The sequence below is a fragment of the Microbacterium sp. NPDC089695 genome (assembly GCF_044749085.1).
GTDB lineage: Bacteria > Actinomycetota > Actinomycetes > Actinomycetales > Microbacteriaceae > Microbacterium.
The window spans coordinates 1813259-1828822 of record NZ_JBIVHG010000001.1 but is presented as its reverse complement, the minus strand read 5'-3'; the positions used below and the strand labels follow the sequence as shown (position 1 = coordinate 1828822).

The window sequence follows — 15564 nt, the reverse complement described above, 5'->3', positions numbered from 1 at the left end:
CCGCTTACTCCCACTCGATGGTCCCCGGCGGCTTGGAGGTCACGTCGAGCACCACGCGGTTGACGTCGCGCACGCTGTTCGTGATGCGGTTGGAGATCTTCGACAGCACGTCGTACGGCAGACGCGTCCAGTCGGCGGTCATCGCGTCTTCACTCGACACGGGACGCAGCACGATCGGGTGGCCGTAGGTGCGACCGTCGCCCTGCACGCCCACCGAGCGGACGTCGGCGAGCAGCACGACCGGGCACTGCCAGATCTCCTGGTCGAGTCCTGCCTTGGTCAGCTCCTCACGGGCGATGGCGTCGGCCTCACGCAGGATCTCGAGACGGTCAGCGGTGACCTCACCGATGATCCGGATGCCGAGACCGGGCCCCGGAAAGGGCTGGCGGCCGACGATCGCCTCGGGGATGCCGAGCTCGCGGCCGATCGCCCGCACCTCGTCCTTGAACAGGGCGCGCAGCGGCTCGATGAGCTCGAAGTCGAGGTCGTCGGGCAGCCCGCCCACGTTGTGGTGCGACTTGATGTTCGCGGTGCCAGCGCCGCCGCCCGACTCCACGACGTCGGGGTACAGGGTGCCCTGCACGAGGAACTTCACCGGGGCGCCGCCGTCGGCCTTCGCCTCGGCGACGAGGTCGAGCTGCACCTTCTCGAACGCGCGGATGAACTCGCGGCCGATGATCTTGCGCTTCTCCTCGGGGTCGGTGACACCGGCGAGGTGGCCGAGGAACGTGTCGGCCGCGTCGACCGTGATCAGGCGCACGCCCGTCGACTCGACGTAGTCCTTCTCGACCTGCTCGCGCTCGCCCTTGCGTAGGAGGCCGTGGTCGACGAACACGGCGGTCAGCTGGTCGCCGATGGCCTTGTGCACGAGGGCCGTGGAGACGGCGGAGTCGACGCCTCCGGAGAGCGCGGAGATGACGCGGGCATCGCCCACCTGCTCGCGGATGCGCTCGACCTGCTCGGCGATCACGTTGTCGCTGTTCCAGTCGGATGCGAGGCCCGCGCCCTTGTGCAGGAAGTTCTCGAGCACGCGCTGGCCGTGGTCGGAGTGCTTGACCTCGGGGTGCCACTGCACGCCGTAGAAACGGCGCCGCTCGTCGGCGAACGCCGCGACCTTGGTGGCGCTCGTGGTCGCAAGGACCTCGAAGCCCTCGGGGGCCGTGGCGACCTGGTCGCCGTGGCTCATCCAGACGTTCTGCTCGGCCGGCTGGCCGCCGAGCAGCGTGCCGCCGTCGCCGGAGATGACGGCATCCGTCGCGCCGTACTCGCGCAGGCCGGTGTTCGCGACCTCGCCGCCCAGGGTCTGGGCCATGTACTGGAAGCCGTAGCAGATGCCGAGGGTCGGGACGCCGAGCTCGAACACCGCGGGATCGAGGCGCGGTGCGCCCTCCTCGTACACCGACGAGGGTCCGCCGGAGAGGATGATCGCGACCGGGTTCTTCTCGGCGATCTCCGCCGCCGTGGCCGTGTGCGGCACGATCTCGCTGTAGACGCCCGCTTCACGGACGCGACGGGCGATCAGCTGCGCGTACTGCGCGCCGAAGTCGACGACGAGCGCAGGGCGCTGCTGGGTCTCGGACTGTTCGGTCAACGGACACCTTCCGTGGCAGGGGCGGAGGCCTCGGCGGCCTCGCGGGTGGCGAGATAGGTCTTCACTTCACGGGCGACGATCGCTTCCATGAAGAACGACAGCAGCGGGATGACACCGCCGAGCGCGAGGAGGATGAACCGCGGGAACGGCCACCGCATCAGACTCCACACGCGGAAGCACGCGAACAGGTAGACGACGTAGAACCAGCCGTGTGCGACGAGGATGAACAGCGACAGGTTGAAGCCGTCGCCCAGAGAGGTCATCTCGCAGGAGTTCGTCATCGGCGCGAAGAGCGACCACCACTGGCAGTCGGCCCCCGCGAGCACGCCGGCGAACCAGAGCGGCCCGCCCGATCCTCCGGCGAAGAGCTCGAGGTGGATCGGCGTGTACTTCAGCACCATCTCGGCGAGCAGCAGGAGCAGCATGACTCCCGTGATGATCGACGCGACCTGGTAGAACTTCAGCGCGCCACGGATCGCCGGAAAGCTGGCGACTTTCGGTTCGGGCATGTCCCCAGTCTAGTCGGCGCGGCGCAGCGCCCGATCCGGCCTCAGGGCGCGGGCGGGCGCGCCACGAGCAGCTCGCCGACGCCGCTCGCCGCGAGCTCCCCCGCCCCTTGCGGCACGAGGAGAGTCGCACCGGCCGACACCCGATCCTCCCCCAGCATGATCTCGCCGGAACTGACGACGACGATCGCGAATCCGGCATCCACGACGGCCTCGCCGTCGACCGGCATCCGTTCGAGCCGGAAGTACTCGTCGGCCGCCGCGGGGAACGCCGAACCGGATGCCGGGGCGGGGCGCACGAGGTCGCTCATCGCCTCCGCCGTGCGGCCGCGGGTGTTCACCGCGGAGAGCGCGAGATCGAAACCGAGGCCGAGGTGGCCGAGCGCCGGGCCGTCGATCGCGAAGTCCTGCCACTCCAGCAGGATCGAGAGGTCCTCCGGCTGCTGCAGCTCGAGCAGCAGGATGCCGGCGCCGATCGCGTGCAGCTCCCCCGGCGGCACCCACACGACGTCGCCCGGGGCGACCTCGATCTCGTGCAGCAGCGCGAGCAGACCGTCGACGTCCTGCTTCTCGACGAGGCCGGCGAGTTCGGCAGGTTGCACGTCACGCGTCAGTCCGACGTGCACTGTGCCGCCCTGCAGGATGTACCAGGCCTCGGCCTTGCCGTGCGCGCGACCGAGGTGCGTCGCGGCGAAGTCGTCGTGCGGGTGCGCGTGCACGGGCAGGCGCTGCCCGGCATCCAACAGCTTCACGAGCAGTCGTGTGTCGTCGCCCCAGCGACGCACGTGCTCTTCACCGAGCCATGCGACCGGGTCGGCGGCGATCGCGTCGCGCAGCAACCGCCCATCGGGCAGATGGGTGAGCCCGAGAGCGGGATCGCCGTTCACGGTCGTGACCGAACCCACCCAGTCCTCGGGTTCGCGCGGGGCGTCGCGCACCTCTCCCCGGAAGGCGCTGATGCGCGCTCCCCCGCGGTAGAACCGCTCGGGCGGGCGATTGGACGACAGCATCACGGGGTTCATACGGTCTCCTCCCGCCGAGCGAGGTGTCGCCCGAGGGTCTCCGGTCTGACGGCTCCGGCGAGGAAGCCGCCCACGAACGTGTCGCCGAGCCCGATCGTGGTGGGCATCGCGACGTCGATCGCGAACGCCGCCACGCCGACGGAGCCCTCGATACGGGCCTCCACCTCCTCGACCAGCGCGCGACCCGCGGCGTGACGATCGCCGGATGCCGTCTCGACGACGTCCGCGGCGGTGAGGCGATCGCCGACGCGGTAGCGGGTCGCGGCGACCTGCACGGCGCTCTCGAGAGCGATGCGGTGACGCGCGGCATCCGGTCCGATCGCGATCGCCCAGTAGCGGGTGTGCACGACGAGCGCCGCGGCCGGGATGACCTCTCGTACCGCCGTGAGCGCGTCGACCACATCGCTCGGGTCGAGGAGGTCGACGGGCCTGCCGAGGTACTCCTGCAGCTCGTCCTCGTTCATCCCGTAGACGTCGATCCGGTCGAGCAGCCGCTGCCGCACCGTCTCGGCGTACGGGCGCGAGTAGAACCCGGCGTCCTCGTAGTAGACGAGCGCATCCGCGGGGAGGGACCGCATGGCCTCCTCCAGCGTCGCCAGCCGCTGCTCCAGGAGGCCGTGATCCTGCATCGTGTTGAACCCCGACACGAGGAACACGTCGGCGTCGCCGAGCTCGCCGGCGAGCGCATCCGCGAGGAGCATGTTCCTGTTCGGAGGGTCGTTCGCGAAGATGAGCCTGTTGGCGGCGGGCGAGATCACGTCGCCGTCGGTCAGACGAACGTGCGCGCCCGCCGGATACTGCACGATGAGATGCGGGTCGAGCGTGTCGTCCGCGGCCGAGCAGATGTACGAGAGGGATGCCGGCAGCAGCCGCCGCACGTGGTCGTCGATGCTCACGAGGTGCTGCACGCTCGGTATGCCGAGGGCGTCGAGCACGAGCCCGGCCCGCACTCCTGTGCCGCCGAGCGTCACCGTGACGTCGAAGTGCGCGGCGAACGCCTCGATCACCGCCGAGGAGGCGACGAACCTCTCGGCGCCCGCCCCGGACGCGACGAACGACACGATCGCGACGAGCAGCGACCGCTCGTCGACGATCGGCGCCGTGGTCGTGAGCTCGTGTCGACGCACGCCGTGCTCGCCGACGAGCCGGTCGAGCACCGCCGAGTCCCACGTGAGCTCGTAGTCGACGGTGCCGCCGAGTCCGAGCACGAGCTTCCTGTCCACGTCGCCGATCATCCTCCGAGTCTGCCGTTCCGTACAGCCGCTCAGTACAGCGGTGCCTTGCCGTCGGCCCCGAACAGCCGGATCTTCTCGGCCGCCGTGACCTTCATCGCGGCGATCGGCTCGGGCTGGATCGCGTTCGGCTCGCGCAGGCGCTCGTCGGTGCCGAGGATCTCGCGCATCCGGTTGTGGTACGAGACCTTGATGTCGCTCGAGATGTTGATCTTGTTGACGCCCAGCTCGACCGCGCGGCTCAGCTCGGAGTCGGGGTTCGACGATCCGCCGTGCAGCACGAGCGGGATCTTCACGGCCGCCTTGATCTGCTCCAGCAGGTCGTGACGCAGCTCGGGGTTCTTGTCGCTCGGGTAGAGGCCGTGCGAGGTGCCGATCGCGATCGCGAGGCTGTCGACGCCGGTCTCCTGCACGAAGCGCACCGCGTCGTCGGGGTTCGTGTAGATGATCTCCGCCGCACCCGACTCGCCGTAGCTGTCGTTCGCGCCGATCGTGCCGAGCTCGCCCTCGACCTGGATGCCCACCGCGTGCGCGGCCTCGACGACCTTGCGGGTGAGCGCGACGTTCTCGTCGAAGGGCAGCAGCGAGGCGTCGATCATGACCGAGGTGAATCCGGCCTTGATCGCCTGGATGATCTGCTCGTAGGTGCCGCCGTGATCCCAGTGGATCGCGACCGGGACGCTGGCGCGGTGCGCCCGCGAGTGCATCGCCTGGATGAGGTCGGTTGTGATGTGCGAGACCTCGTCGGGGTGGATGGCGATGATGACGGGGGCGTCCAGCTCCTCGCTGATGTCGATGACGCCGTTGAACATCGCCCAGTCGCTGATGTTGAACGCGGGGATCGCGAAGTTGTTCTCGTTGGCGACGTCGAGGATGGATTTGCCGGTGTAGAGCACGTGTTTCTCCTGTTTCGTGATGGTGTGAAGTCGAGGGCCGGGGGGGGTCAGCTCTTCACGGACCCCGCCGTGAGACCGCTGATGAAGTACCTCTGGAAGAAGAGGAAGAGGATGAGCACGGGGATCGACCCGAGCACGCTCATGGCCATGATCTGGTTCCAGTCGTAGGAGTGCTGTCCCATGAGGAGCTGGATGCCGATGGGCACCGTGCGCATGTCGATCGAACGCGTCAGCGTCAGCGCGAACAGGTACTCGTTCCACGCGATCATGAACGTGTAGATGCCGACCGAGACGATGCCGGGCACCGAGATCGGCACGAGGATGCGCCAGAGCGCCGTCATCGATCCCGCGCCGTCGACGCGCACGGCCTCATCGAGCTCCTTCGGGAGCGTGTTGAAGTAGCCGGTCATCATGATGATCGCGTACGGCAGCGTGAACACCATGTAGGTGAGAATCAGGCCGAGGTACGAGTTGTAGAGCCCGAGGGCCACCATGAGGCCGAAGTACGGGATCAGCAGCGTGATCGGCGGCACCGCCTGCACGCTGACGATCACGACGTTGAGGATGCGCTTGCCACGGAACTCGAAGCGGCTGAAGGCGTAGGCAGCCTGGATCGCGACGAGCAGCGTGAGGATCGTCACGGACCCGGCGACGACGTAGCTGTTCAGGAAGAACCGCATGGTCTCGGGGTTGGTGAAGATCGCCACGTACGCGTCGAACGAGAACGTGTCGGTGATGAGACGCGGCGGGAGCTCGAAGATCTGCGTGTTCGACTTGAACGAGCTCGACAGCATCCAGAGAACCGGTCCTGCGGCGAACACGGCGCCGAGGATCACGGCGAGGATCAGCCCGGACTTCGCGACGCGGCGCTGCGCGACGGCAGTGAGAGCCATGATCAGTCCCTCGCTTTCTGGTGACGGACGTAGAACACGGCGAGCACCATCGACATCAGCAGCACGAGCACCGCGGAGGTGGCGGCGAGCGAGAAGTCGTACTTGGCGAACGCGAGCTTGTAGGTGAAGGTGCTGAGCACCTCGGTGACGTCGATCGGACCGCCGCCCGTGGTCATCCAGATCAGGGCGAACTGCTGCGAGGTCCAGATGAGGTCGAGCAGCACGAGGCTGATGATGATCGGCCGCAGCTGCGGGATCGTGACGTTCCAGAACCGCTGCACGGCGTTCGCGCCGTCGACGCGGGCGGCTTCGTGCAGGTCGGCGGGCACGCCCTGGAGACCCGCGAGCAGGCTCACCATGAAGAAGGGGTACCCCGCCCAGATGTTGATGAAGATGATGGTGCCGAGAGCGAGCTGCGGTGAGGCCAACCACTCGATGTCGGTGTTGAGCAGGAAGTTGACGACGCCGTTGGGCGCGAGGAGCATGCGCCACAGCACCGCGATGACGGCGACCGTGAAGAGCCAGGGCAGCACGTACAGCGCCCGGAAGATCGAGCGGGAGAAACGTCCCAGCAGCGGGCTGTTGAGCATCATCGCGAACGCCAGTCCCAGCACGAGGTGCGCGGCGACGCTCACCACCGTGAAGAGGATCGTGTTGCCGGTCGCCTTCCAGAAGCCGGAGTCGGCGAGGATCTCGACGTAGTTGGCGATGCCGACGAACTCGGGCGACTTGTTCAGGATCACGTTGTCCTGGAACGAGTAGCCGATCACCATGACGATCGGGACGATCATCAGCACGAACAGCAGGATGACCGTGGGCGACAGGAAGGCGTAGGACTCGGTGGTCTTGCGCAGCTGCCGACGACGCCGCGAGTGGGCGACGCCCGTGACGATCACCTCGGTGTCGTCGGACACTTTCAGGCTCATGGGAACCGGTGCTCCTTGGTTGGTCGGGTGCCGCGTCGTATCGGGTTCACGACGCGGCACCCCGTTCATGCGAGGGTCGGGCGGAGGATCAGAACTCCTTCAGCCAGGACTCCTGTGCCTTCTTCAGCGCGTCGTCGATCGACTGCTGACCGTCGAACGCGGACTGCAGCTGCTCGCCGAGCTGGCGCATCAGATCCTCGGCCACGGGAAGCCCCGTGAACTCGTTGGCCGGGTAGCCGGCCTGGTAGATCTCGAACGCCGTCTTGAACAGCTCGTCGTCGTTCACGAAGTCCGGCACCGACTCGGAGTTGCCGGGGAACGCCTTCGCCATGGTCGACAGCTCGGAGTTCGTGTCCTGGCTCATGAGGAACTCGACCAGCTTGAAGGCGGCCTCCTTGTGCTCGGAGTTCTCGGCGACGCCGATGCCCCAGGACGCGTACGGGATGCCGCGCTCTCCGTCGTACCCGTCCTCGGCGGGGATCGCCGAGATCGAGAACTGCAGGTCGGGGTTCGACTCGCGGATCAGGTTGATGTGCGCGAGGGAGTCGATCATCATGCCGACGCGGCCGTTCGTGAACTCCTCGACCTTGTCCTGCTCCTTCATCGTGAACGAGCCGGAGGCGATCACGCCGTCGTCCCACAGACCGCCGATGTAGTCGATCGCCGAGGTGACGTCGTCGTTGGTGAGGTCGGGCTGGCCGTCCTTGAGCATCGAGCCACCGGAGGCCCACACCCACGACATGACGTCGTTCTGCACGCCGTTCGGGGCTTCGAGTGAGAGCGGGAGCACCCATCCCGAGACGTCGCCGCCGAGCGCAGTGACCTTGGCCGCGGCATCCGCGAACTCGGAGCGCGTGGTCGGCGGCGCGGTGACGCCCGCCTGCGCGAGCAGGGTGTCGTTCGTGAACATCGGGTAGACGAAGTTCACGACCGGGATCATGTACGTGCTGCCGTCGACCTGGATCTGGCTGGCCAGCTCGCTGTCGTCGTAGTCGTACTCGTCCATGAGTGCGGTGAGGTCGGCGATGACGCCCTGCGAGGCGAAGTCGTTGACCCAGGCCCCGTCGAGTCCGACCACGTCGGGCATGGTGCCGGAGGCCGCGCCCGCGAAGAGCTGCTCCTTGGTCGATGCATAGGGTCCGCTGACGAGGTCGACCGTGATGCCGGGGTTCTCGTCTTCGAACTTGTCGATGAGCGCGCGGAACTCGCCGTCGGGGAGTTCCGGCTCCCACCACTGCGCGAACTCGATCGTCACGTCGCCGCCGTCGGCGCCGCCGTCTCCGCTGTCGCCGGCCGCGCATCCCGCCACGGCCAGAACTGTCACGGCTGCTGTCGCTGCGCCGGCGAGCTTCAGGGTGCGTCGCCCACGTCCTGCTGTGATCATCACTTCTCCTCTTCGAGATCGTGCCGCATCACGCGCCTCAATGCTTGTTCATGCGGTTTTGAGCAATGTTATGCCGAGATGTGCGGGGGCGCAACAGGTTTCTGGCGGCGTTACCTGCTCGAGATATCGCATGTTCGGCCAGTCGATGGAAGAAACGCCACGCTGACCCGGGGAGCATGTGCGGTTTTCTGCGGAAGTATGCAGGAATTTCTCCGGGATGTGCTAGAGATGTCTGCATGGACGCATCAGGTTCCTCACCCAAACGGCGCCTCCCCGCGGGAAGGAAGGCCGACCTCGCGGCCTACGTCGAGCAGACCGGACAGGTGACGGTCGGCGACCTCGCAGCGCATTTCGGGGTCTCGATCGACACGATCCGACGTGATCTCGATCAACTCGACCGAGAAGGTGTGCTCGTGCGCACGCACGGCGGCGCGGTCAGCGCCACGGGCGGAGCGCTCAAGGACAAGGCGCTCGACGTGCGCATGCGCGTGCAGACCGAGGAGAAGGAGCGGATCGCGCGGATCGCCGCCGGGCTCGTGGACGACGGCTCGGTGATCATGCTCAACGCCGGGACGACGACGCTCGCCGTGGCGCGGGCGCTGCGCAACCACCGCGATCTCACGATCGCGACGAACAACCTGCGCATCCCGGGCGAGCTCTCCCCCACCGTGTTCCGCGACCTCTACGTGTTCGGAGGCGCCGTGCGCTCGATCACCCAGGCGACGACCGGGCCCGTGGCGTTCACGATGACAGCGGGCGGCCCCGAGGTCGACATCAGGTGCGACCTCGCGCTCATCGCCGTCGGCGCGGTCGACGAGGCCGGGTACTCGACGTCGAATCTCGGGGATGCGGCGATGATGTCCGAGATGATCGAGCGGGCCGAGCGCACGGCGATCCTCGCCGACTCCACCAAGCTCGGGCGCCGCTTCTTCGCGCAGATCGCCCTGCTCGAACGCGCCGACTACCTCATCACAGACGCTCCCCCGGCGCCGCACATGGCCGCGGCCCTCGCCCAGGCCGACGTCGAGGTCCTCGTCCCCTGACGTGGGAGTTCCGGCGAGTCCTCACGGCGCGTTGAGATGCTTGCGCGCGATTCCATGCGAAGAGAGCGAGAAGACGAACGGCGGACTCACCTGAGCCAGTCGATGGATCGGGGCGGCATGGGCAAGACAGATGTCGCCCATGGCCGACGCCGTCAGATCCCCGCGGGCGAAGGCCACGACTCGCGCATCGTGCATGTAGATCGCCAGTGCCTCCAATGGTCGGACTGCGACACGATGGTCCTTCACCAGCAGGATGTATCCCGATCTGGTTCCCTCGGCGATCCACTCCTCGTCTGCCATGCGCTGTGCACGAGCATCCCCGTACTGTTCGGCGAGTGTACGCGCATCCCAACCAGCATCGCGCAGACGGGCGACGAGAATGCGCCCACCCAGTGAACGATCCAGCAGGAAGCGCGCGCTCGCCGACATGATCAGGCAGCCTGCACGACGAGCGACCGAAGCTCATGCGACTCGAGCCCGAAGTCGTCCGCGACCTCAGACATCGGCTCGCCCGCGCGGATACGACTCACGACGTCTTCTACGCGGACGCCGATCCGCGCCAGTGTCGGGTGACCGGAGTTGCGACGTGGATCAACGATCACCTCAGCACGCTCGTACGTCGGCAACTGCACGAACTCCACAAAACCGTCTCGATAGGTGATGCTCTGCAGGTACTGATCGACGACGTCTCGAAAGACTCCCTGATGGTTTCGAACGACGACGAGTTCTCGCTCGCCGTTCTCGATCAGAATCTCCGCGCCGTCGGTCTTCAGCCGTTCGCTGAGGAGCGCATGCTCCAAGCCGATCTCCTTGCGGAGCACGTCGATCGCTGGCCTGATTCGCGCCATCGGCAGCCCCGCGCGACGGAAGGACTCGATGATGAATCCCTCGGCTAGCGCGTTGAACGGAACTGTGTAGCCCCGTCCGTCACGAACCCCGGTGAGAAGGGGGTCGGTCCACCCCCACGAACCCGCACTGCGCTGCCGAAAGCGATGTCCGTGCGCCCAACGACCGAACGACGTGAGCGGCGCATTGATGATGTGCGCCGCCTCGGTCAACGTGTAGATCGGCGTCGTGTGGGCGATGTCGTGAATCGCGGTTTGCATGCAAACAATGTACCCCCGCGATCACGCCCAAGCGATATACATCGCACACAGCGCGCGCGCGACGGAGGCCGCCGGGATCACTCCCGACGGCCTCCGTGCGTGATCGCGTCAGCGGATCAGAACCACCCGGAGATCAGGTCCCAGAGCCAGTCGAGGATGTCCCCGATGATGCCTCCGATGCCACCTGCCCGGTTGACCGTGACGGTCGCCGTCGCGGTGTCGCCGTCGGCCTGCGAGACCGCGACCGTGTACTTGCCGGCCGGCGTGCTCTTCGGCACCGTGACCGAGGTCGCGAAGGTGCCGTCGGCCTTGACCTGAACGGTGCCGACCTGAACCGGCTTGCCCTTCTTCGGCTCGAGGACGATGGTGAGGGACTCCCCCGGCTCGAAGTCGGCGCCGGTGACGCGGAGCTTCTTGCCTGCGGTGACCTTCTTGTCGACCTCGATCGTGCCCGCGAACTCCTCGGGCTCCTCCGCCGTGATCGTGAACGGCACCTGCACCGTCGTCCCGGTCGAGGGCACCGTCACGGTCAGCGGCTGGTCGCCGGACACCCCGGACGGAACCGTGAACGTGAGCGACGCGCGCCCGGCCTCGTCGGTCGTGTCGACGATGGTCGGGTCGATCGCACCGGCCGCGAGCTGCGTGCCGCCCAGCGACAGCGTCACCTCGCCCGGCGCCGCCTCGCCCGCGCTGAACGCCAGCGAGGAGAGCGCGACCGTCACCTGGTCACCGGCGGAGTAGCCGTCGGCATCCGGAGCGCTGAGCGTGACGCCCACCGCGCGCTGGGCGAGGTCGGGGGTCGCGGTCTTGTTCGCATCGAACCAATCGACCATCGACTGCAGGTCGATCTTCCCGGTGTCGCGCTTGTCCGTGCCCTGCGCGAGCGTGAAGAAGTTGTCTCCACCCGCGGCGAGGAACGAGTTCGCCGCGACCGTGTAGTTCGCGCCGGCGTCGATCGGCGTGCCGTTCAGCGTGATCGACGTGATGCGCGAGCCCTGCGCAGCCGTCGGGTCGTACGTGTAGACGAGACCCTCCGACAGCCCGAGCTTGAGGAACGGACGGGCCGCTCCGGCCGGCTGCCACTGCTCCTCCAGCACGCTCTTCAATTGCGCGCCCGTGAGCGTCAGCGTCACCAGGGTGTTGGCGAACGGCTGCACCGTCGCCGCCTCCCGGTAGGTGACGTTGCCCGCGGGGTCGTTCGCGTTCGACGAGGCGTACGTGAGGTTGGCGCGGATGCCGCCGGGGTTCATGATCGCGATGTCCGCACCGGTCGACCACTTCTGGACGTCCGCCACGAAGTTGCCGATCGTGGACTCACCGCCGCGGTTCTCCGAGCCGTTGCTCTGGCGAGCGCGGTTGAAGTCGGCGGTGATGTCGCCCACCTTGACGGCGCCGAGCACGTCGGCCTCGGCCTTCGCCTTGGCGACGATGTCGGCGACTGCCGGAACAGCCGGGTACAGAGCCTGCCCGTTCGCCGTCAGGGGCTTGATCTCGTTGGTGATCGAGAGCAGCTCCTTCGTCTTCGGGTCGACCTGGATGTTCATCAGGCCCAGGTTCTCGCCGTACTGCCCGGCCGAGATGACCGGACGTCCGTCGATCACATGGTTGTAGGCCAGGTGCGTGTGCGCCGAGACGATCGCGTTCACATCATCGTCGACGCCGTAGACGACCTCGCCCAGCGGCGACGTCGGCGTGATGCTCGAGAGCTCGACGCTCGCCGCGCCCTCGTGCACGAGCAGGATGATGACATCCGCCTCGCCGTTCGACGGGTCTCCGTCACGCAGGTCGTCGGCCACGGCGTTCACCGAGTCGGCGATGCTGCGCACCTCGAGGTCTTCGATGCCCTCCGGGGAGACCAGCGAATCGAGGTCCTCCGTGACGGCGCCGATGAACCCGACCTTGACGCCGTCGAGCTCCTTGACCCAGGCGGGAGCGAGAGCGGGCTCGCCCGTCTCGGTGACGAACACGTTCGACGAGATGTACTCCCAGTCCGCGCGGTCCTGCACGCGGTCGCGCAGGTCCTCCCAGCCCTGGTCGAACTCGTGGTTGCCCGCGGCGCTCACGTCGAGACCTGCCGCGTTGAGCGCGTCGATCGTGGGGTTGTCGTCGTTGATGAACGAGGTGAACGTCGACGCGCCGATCAGGTCGCCGACCCCGGCGAAGATCGTGTTCGGGTTCTCGTCACGGAACTGCTGCACGGCTCCCGCGACGACCGCGGCGCCTGCTGCGGCCCCGTCGGCCTCGATGCGGCCGTGGAAGTCGTTCATCGTGACGACGTCGATGCTGACCGGCGCCATCTCCGACGAGACCCCGACGACGATCGGGTCGTGGTCGCTCGAGCGGAAGGGCGTGCCGGCCTCCGTGGCGCCGAACGCGTAGCCGCGGTCGCTCCACTCGGGCGAGTTGATGCTCCACACGCCGGCACCGGTGATCGAAGCGGCCAGCGACGGCGACGCGAGCACGTGGTCGAGCGAGCCGAGCTCGCCGTCGAACGTGTACGTGTGCTGTCCCGGTGCCTTCTCGGGGGCGACGTCGCTCCAGCCCGCGCTCGTGAAGACGTCGATCGGGTCTTCCTTCGCGTAGGCGTTGAAGTCGCCGATCAGCAGGATGTCGCTGCTGCCGGTCTCGTCCTCGATCGTCGCGGTGAACTCCTTGAGAGAGTTCGCCTGGGCGACGCGGTCGGCGTTGAAGAAGCCCTGGCCGTCGGCCGGCTCGGCGCCGGCCCCCGTGGGCGGGGACTTCGACTTGAAGTGGTTCGCGACCACCGAGACGATGCGGCCGTCGATGTCGAACGCCTGGGCGATCGGCTCGCGGGCGTTGCCCCACACGCTCTCATCCGTGACGGTGAGGCTGTCGCCGACCGTCTTCACGTCGTCCTTCTTGTAGATGATCGCGCTCGTGATGAAGTCCGTCGTCGCCGCGTCGTCCAGCGCATCCGGCGTGCGGACGTAGTCCCACGCGTCCTCACCCAGATCATCGTTGAGACCGTCCACGAGATCGGCGAGCGCCGCGTCGAGGGAGCCGCCGAGCTTGATCGAGTTCTCGATCTCCATGAGCGACACGATCTCGGCGTCGAGGCCGTTGATCGCCGCGACGATCTTCGACTTCTGGATCTCGAACTGCGCCGCGTTCGCCGCGCCACGAGCATCCGAGTTCTGGCTCTTCAGCGTCGTGAAGTAGTTGAAGACGTTGAACGATGCGACCTGCACGTCGCCGCCGACCTCCGGCGCCGACTCGACGCGCGGGTTGGTCGCCTCGAAGCCGACCTTGAGGTCGTCGGACGAGGTGTCGTCGATCGGCACGACCGGCTGCAGCCGCCAGTCGTCGAAGCCGTAGGACAGCACGTAGCCGTTGTCACGGAAGTCGACCGTGTCGCCGTTGCGGACGACCAGGTCCTTCGTGAAGTAGGGCTGGTCGTTCGGGTGGCCGTTGTTGGTGACCTGGATGGACCAGCCGTCGTCGAGCAGCAGGCGGTTCGCGCGGTTGGCCGCGGCGATCGCCGTCGCCTCCTCGCCCGGACGTGCGATCTCGGTGCTCTTGACGTTGAGGTCGTCGCCGGCGTTGAGCCACAGCGTGCCGAAGTTGTAGAGCTGGTGGCTCGAGGCGACACGGTAGGTGCCGGTGGGAGCGACGAGCATGCTCTCGTACTGTTCGCGGTCGGCGCCCAGCACGGTGTCGGGCAGCGGAGTGACCTCGGGCACGCCGACACCGGCCTGCACGACGGAGATGCCGGCGAGGGATGCCGGGTTGATCTGCGTCTGGCCGAAGTACTCGCTCACCGAGCCGGTGACCGAGACGAGGTCGCCGATCGCGAGCGTGGGTGCGAGGGCGTTGAGGAAGACGAACACGCCGTCGGACGCACCGGGGGTCGCGTCGTTCGCGCCGCCGGAGCCCTGCGTCTGGATCACGATGCCCTTGTATCCGCCGGTGCGGTAGTCGGCCGTCACGACACCCTCGACCGTCACGGTCTGGCCGTTCAGCGGCGAGACGTCGGTCGTGCCCTGCACCTCGGCGATCGACACCGTGGTGGGGTCGGTGCCGGGCTCTTCGGGCTCCTCCGGCTCCTCGGGCGTGGTTCCACCGGAATTCTGCGGGGTGATGGTCGCCGAGAGCGAGAAGTCGGCGCTGTTGTCGTCGGTGTCGACGCCGTCTGTGCGGTTCAGCGACTTGACGTCGGTGTTGCCCGCCGGGGCGGTCGCGGCCTTGGTCTCGAACGTGTTCGAGGTGCCGTAGCCGAGCACGTCGATGACGCCGTCGACGCCGGCGACCGAGCCCGGTGCGAGAGTCACGGGCGCGGTGCCGTTCACGAGTGCCAGGGTGCCGGTCGTACCGCTCGGGTTGAGGTTGCCCGTGGCGTCGGGGGTCGGGAGCGCCGCGCCGTTCGCGCCGTTGCTGCCGCCCTGCACGAGGTAGTGGCCGCCCGCGGGGATGCTTCCGCTCAGCGGGGCCACGCCGTTGAACGCACCGGTGCCGGTGGCCGATCGGTACTGCAGCGACATCCCGTCGAGGGCGATCGCGGCATCCGTGAGGTTGTAGAGCTCGACGAACTTGTTCGTGTACGCGGCTCCCGCGCTGCCGCCGGAGAGGTACGCCTCGTTGATGACGACCCCCGTCCCGGTGACGTCGGCGGACGCGGGCACGGCGATCAGTGCGCCGGCGCCCAGAGCGGCGACGCAGGTGCCGGCGAGAACGCCGAGACGCCTCCGGTTTCTGCGCTCGGCCCCGGGAACCTCGCGGTTCGCGGTATCGAAAGCGGGCATCATCGTTGTCTCCTCGGTTTCCTCTGGCGACGGCTCTCTTGGAGCCACTACAGCGCGCATTCCCAGCCGGCGCACATGATGCGAGCCTAAGGAGGGCGTGCGACATCATCAACGGAGTTTTCCGATTGGTCATCCAGCGCTAACCGAACGGCCCGAGCGCACCCCCGACGAAGGTGGAAAGCGGATGCACGGAACGCTCAGATGC

Annotated in this window: 12 protein-coding genes; 1 reads left to right on the top strand and 11 read right to left on the bottom strand. The window is 67.5% G+C overall.

Annotated elements, in window-relative coordinates:
• Positions 1 to 4 precede the first annotated feature (4 nt).
• From guaA to ACIPYT_RS08850, 8 genes are all read right to left on the bottom strand, one after another.
• On the bottom strand, positions 5 to 1591 hold the full coding sequence (gene guaA, locus ACIPYT_RS08885; protein WP_401072696.1) for a glutamine-hydrolyzing GMP synthase: 1587 nt from the start codon (positions 1589 to 1591) through the stop codon (positions 5 to 7).
• Positions 1588 to 2100 (bottom strand): DUF3817 domain-containing protein, encoded by a 513-nt coding sequence (locus tag ACIPYT_RS08880; protein WP_401072694.1) that lies wholly within the window; start codon positions 2098 to 2100, stop codon positions 1588 to 1590. Before ACIPYT_RS08880 ends, guaA begins: the two co-directional genes overlap by 4 nt.
• A gap of 41 nt (positions 2101 to 2141) precedes the next feature.
• Positions 2142 to 3119, bottom strand: a complete 978-nt coding sequence (locus ACIPYT_RS08875; RefSeq protein ID WP_401072692.1) for a class I mannose-6-phosphate isomerase — start codon at positions 3117 to 3119, stop codon at positions 2142 to 2144.
• Positions 3116 to 4354 carry an ADP-dependent glucokinase/phosphofructokinase gene (locus tag ACIPYT_RS08870; RefSeq protein ID WP_401072690.1) on the bottom strand — a complete coding sequence of 413 codons (1239 nt, stop codon included), beginning with the start codon at positions 4352 to 4354 and terminating at the stop codon, positions 3116 to 3118. Before ACIPYT_RS08870 ends, ACIPYT_RS08875 begins: the two co-directional genes overlap by 4 nt.
• 29 nt (positions 4355 to 4383) lie before the next feature.
• Entirely contained in the window at positions 4384 to 5247 is an 864-nt protein-coding gene (locus tag ACIPYT_RS08865; protein ID WP_401072688.1) for a ketose-bisphosphate aldolase, read from the bottom strand.
• A gap of 47 nt (positions 5248 to 5294) precedes the next feature.
• Entirely contained in the window at positions 5295 to 6140 is an 846-nt protein-coding gene (locus ACIPYT_RS08860; protein WP_401072686.1) for a carbohydrate ABC transporter permease, read from the bottom strand.
• Positions 6141 to 6142: 2 nt separating this feature from the next.
• Positions 6143 to 7066, bottom strand: coding sequence for a carbohydrate ABC transporter permease (locus ACIPYT_RS08855; RefSeq protein ID WP_401072684.1), 924 nt, complete (start codon positions 7064 to 7066; stop codon positions 6143 to 6145).
• Positions 7067 to 7154: 88 nt separating this feature from the next.
• Positions 7155 to 8450 carry an ABC transporter substrate-binding protein gene (locus ACIPYT_RS08850; protein WP_401072682.1) on the bottom strand — a complete coding sequence of 432 codons (1296 nt, stop codon included), beginning with the start codon at positions 8448 to 8450 and terminating at the stop codon, positions 7155 to 7157.
• 236 nt (positions 8451 to 8686) lie between these two features.
• Here ACIPYT_RS08850 and ACIPYT_RS08845 point away from each other — a divergent pair, with 236 nt between their 5' ends.
• Positions 8687 to 9493 (top strand): DeoR/GlpR family DNA-binding transcription regulator, encoded by an 807-nt coding sequence (locus ACIPYT_RS08845; protein WP_401072680.1) that lies wholly within the window; start codon positions 8687 to 8689, stop codon positions 9491 to 9493.
• Between the two features lie 21 nt (positions 9494 to 9514).
• On the opposite strand, the gene ACIPYT_RS08840 is transcribed toward ACIPYT_RS08845, so the two are convergent.
• From ACIPYT_RS08840 to ACIPYT_RS08830, 3 genes are all read right to left on the bottom strand, one after another.
• Positions 9515 to 9922 carry a hypothetical protein gene (locus tag ACIPYT_RS08840; RefSeq protein WP_401072678.1) on the bottom strand — a complete coding sequence of 136 codons (408 nt, stop codon included), beginning with the start codon at positions 9920 to 9922 and terminating at the stop codon, positions 9515 to 9517.
• Between the two features lie 2 nt (positions 9923 to 9924).
• Positions 9925 to 10599, bottom strand: a complete 675-nt coding sequence (locus tag ACIPYT_RS08835; protein ID WP_401072676.1) for a DUF433 domain-containing protein — start codon at positions 10597 to 10599, stop codon at positions 9925 to 9927.
• Between the two features lie 116 nt (positions 10600 to 10715).
• On the bottom strand, positions 10716 to 15359 hold the full coding sequence (locus ACIPYT_RS08830) for an ExeM/NucH family extracellular endonuclease (protein WP_401072674.1): 4644 nt from the start codon (positions 15357 to 15359) through the stop codon (positions 10716 to 10718).
• Positions 15360 to 15564: the final 205 nt, after the last annotated feature.

Excerpts from the sequence above, each read along its gene's own strand:
- ACIPYT_RS08880 (WP_401072694.1), bottom strand. The coding sequence starts at position 2,100 with ATGCCCGAACCGAAAGTCGCCAGCTTTCCGGCGATCCGTGGCGCGCTG.
- ACIPYT_RS08875 (WP_401072692.1), bottom strand. The coding sequence starts at position 3,119 with ATGAACCCCGTGATGCTGTCGTCCAATCGCCCGCCCGAGCGGTTCTAC.
- ACIPYT_RS08870 (WP_401072690.1), bottom strand. The coding sequence starts at position 4,354 with ATGATCGGCGACGTGGACAGGAAGCTCGTGCTCGGACTCGGCGGCACC.
- ACIPYT_RS08860 (WP_401072686.1), bottom strand. The coding sequence starts at position 6,140 with ATGGCTCTCACTGCCGTCGCGCAGCGCCGCGTCGCGAAGTCCGGGCTG.
- ACIPYT_RS08855 (WP_401072684.1), bottom strand. The coding sequence starts at position 7,066 with ATGAGCCTGAAAGTGTCCGACGACACCGAGGTGATCGTCACGGGCGTC.
- ACIPYT_RS08850 (WP_401072682.1), bottom strand. The coding sequence starts at position 8,450 with ATGATCACAGCAGGACGTGGGCGACGCACCCTGAAGCTCGCCGGCGCA.
- ACIPYT_RS08845 (WP_401072680.1), top strand. The coding sequence starts at position 8,687 with ATGGACGCATCAGGTTCCTCACCCAAACGGCGCCTCCCCGCGGGAAGG.
- ACIPYT_RS08840 (WP_401072678.1), bottom strand. The coding sequence starts at position 9,922 with ATGTCGGCGAGCGCGCGCTTCCTGCTGGATCGTTCACTGGGTGGGCGC.
- ACIPYT_RS08835 (WP_401072676.1), bottom strand. The coding sequence starts at position 10,599 with ATGCAAACCGCGATTCACGACATCGCCCACACGACGCCGATCTACACG.
- ACIPYT_RS08830 (WP_401072674.1), bottom strand. The coding sequence starts at position 15,359 with ATGCCCGCTTTCGATACCGCGAACCGCGAGGTTCCCGGGGCCGAGCGC.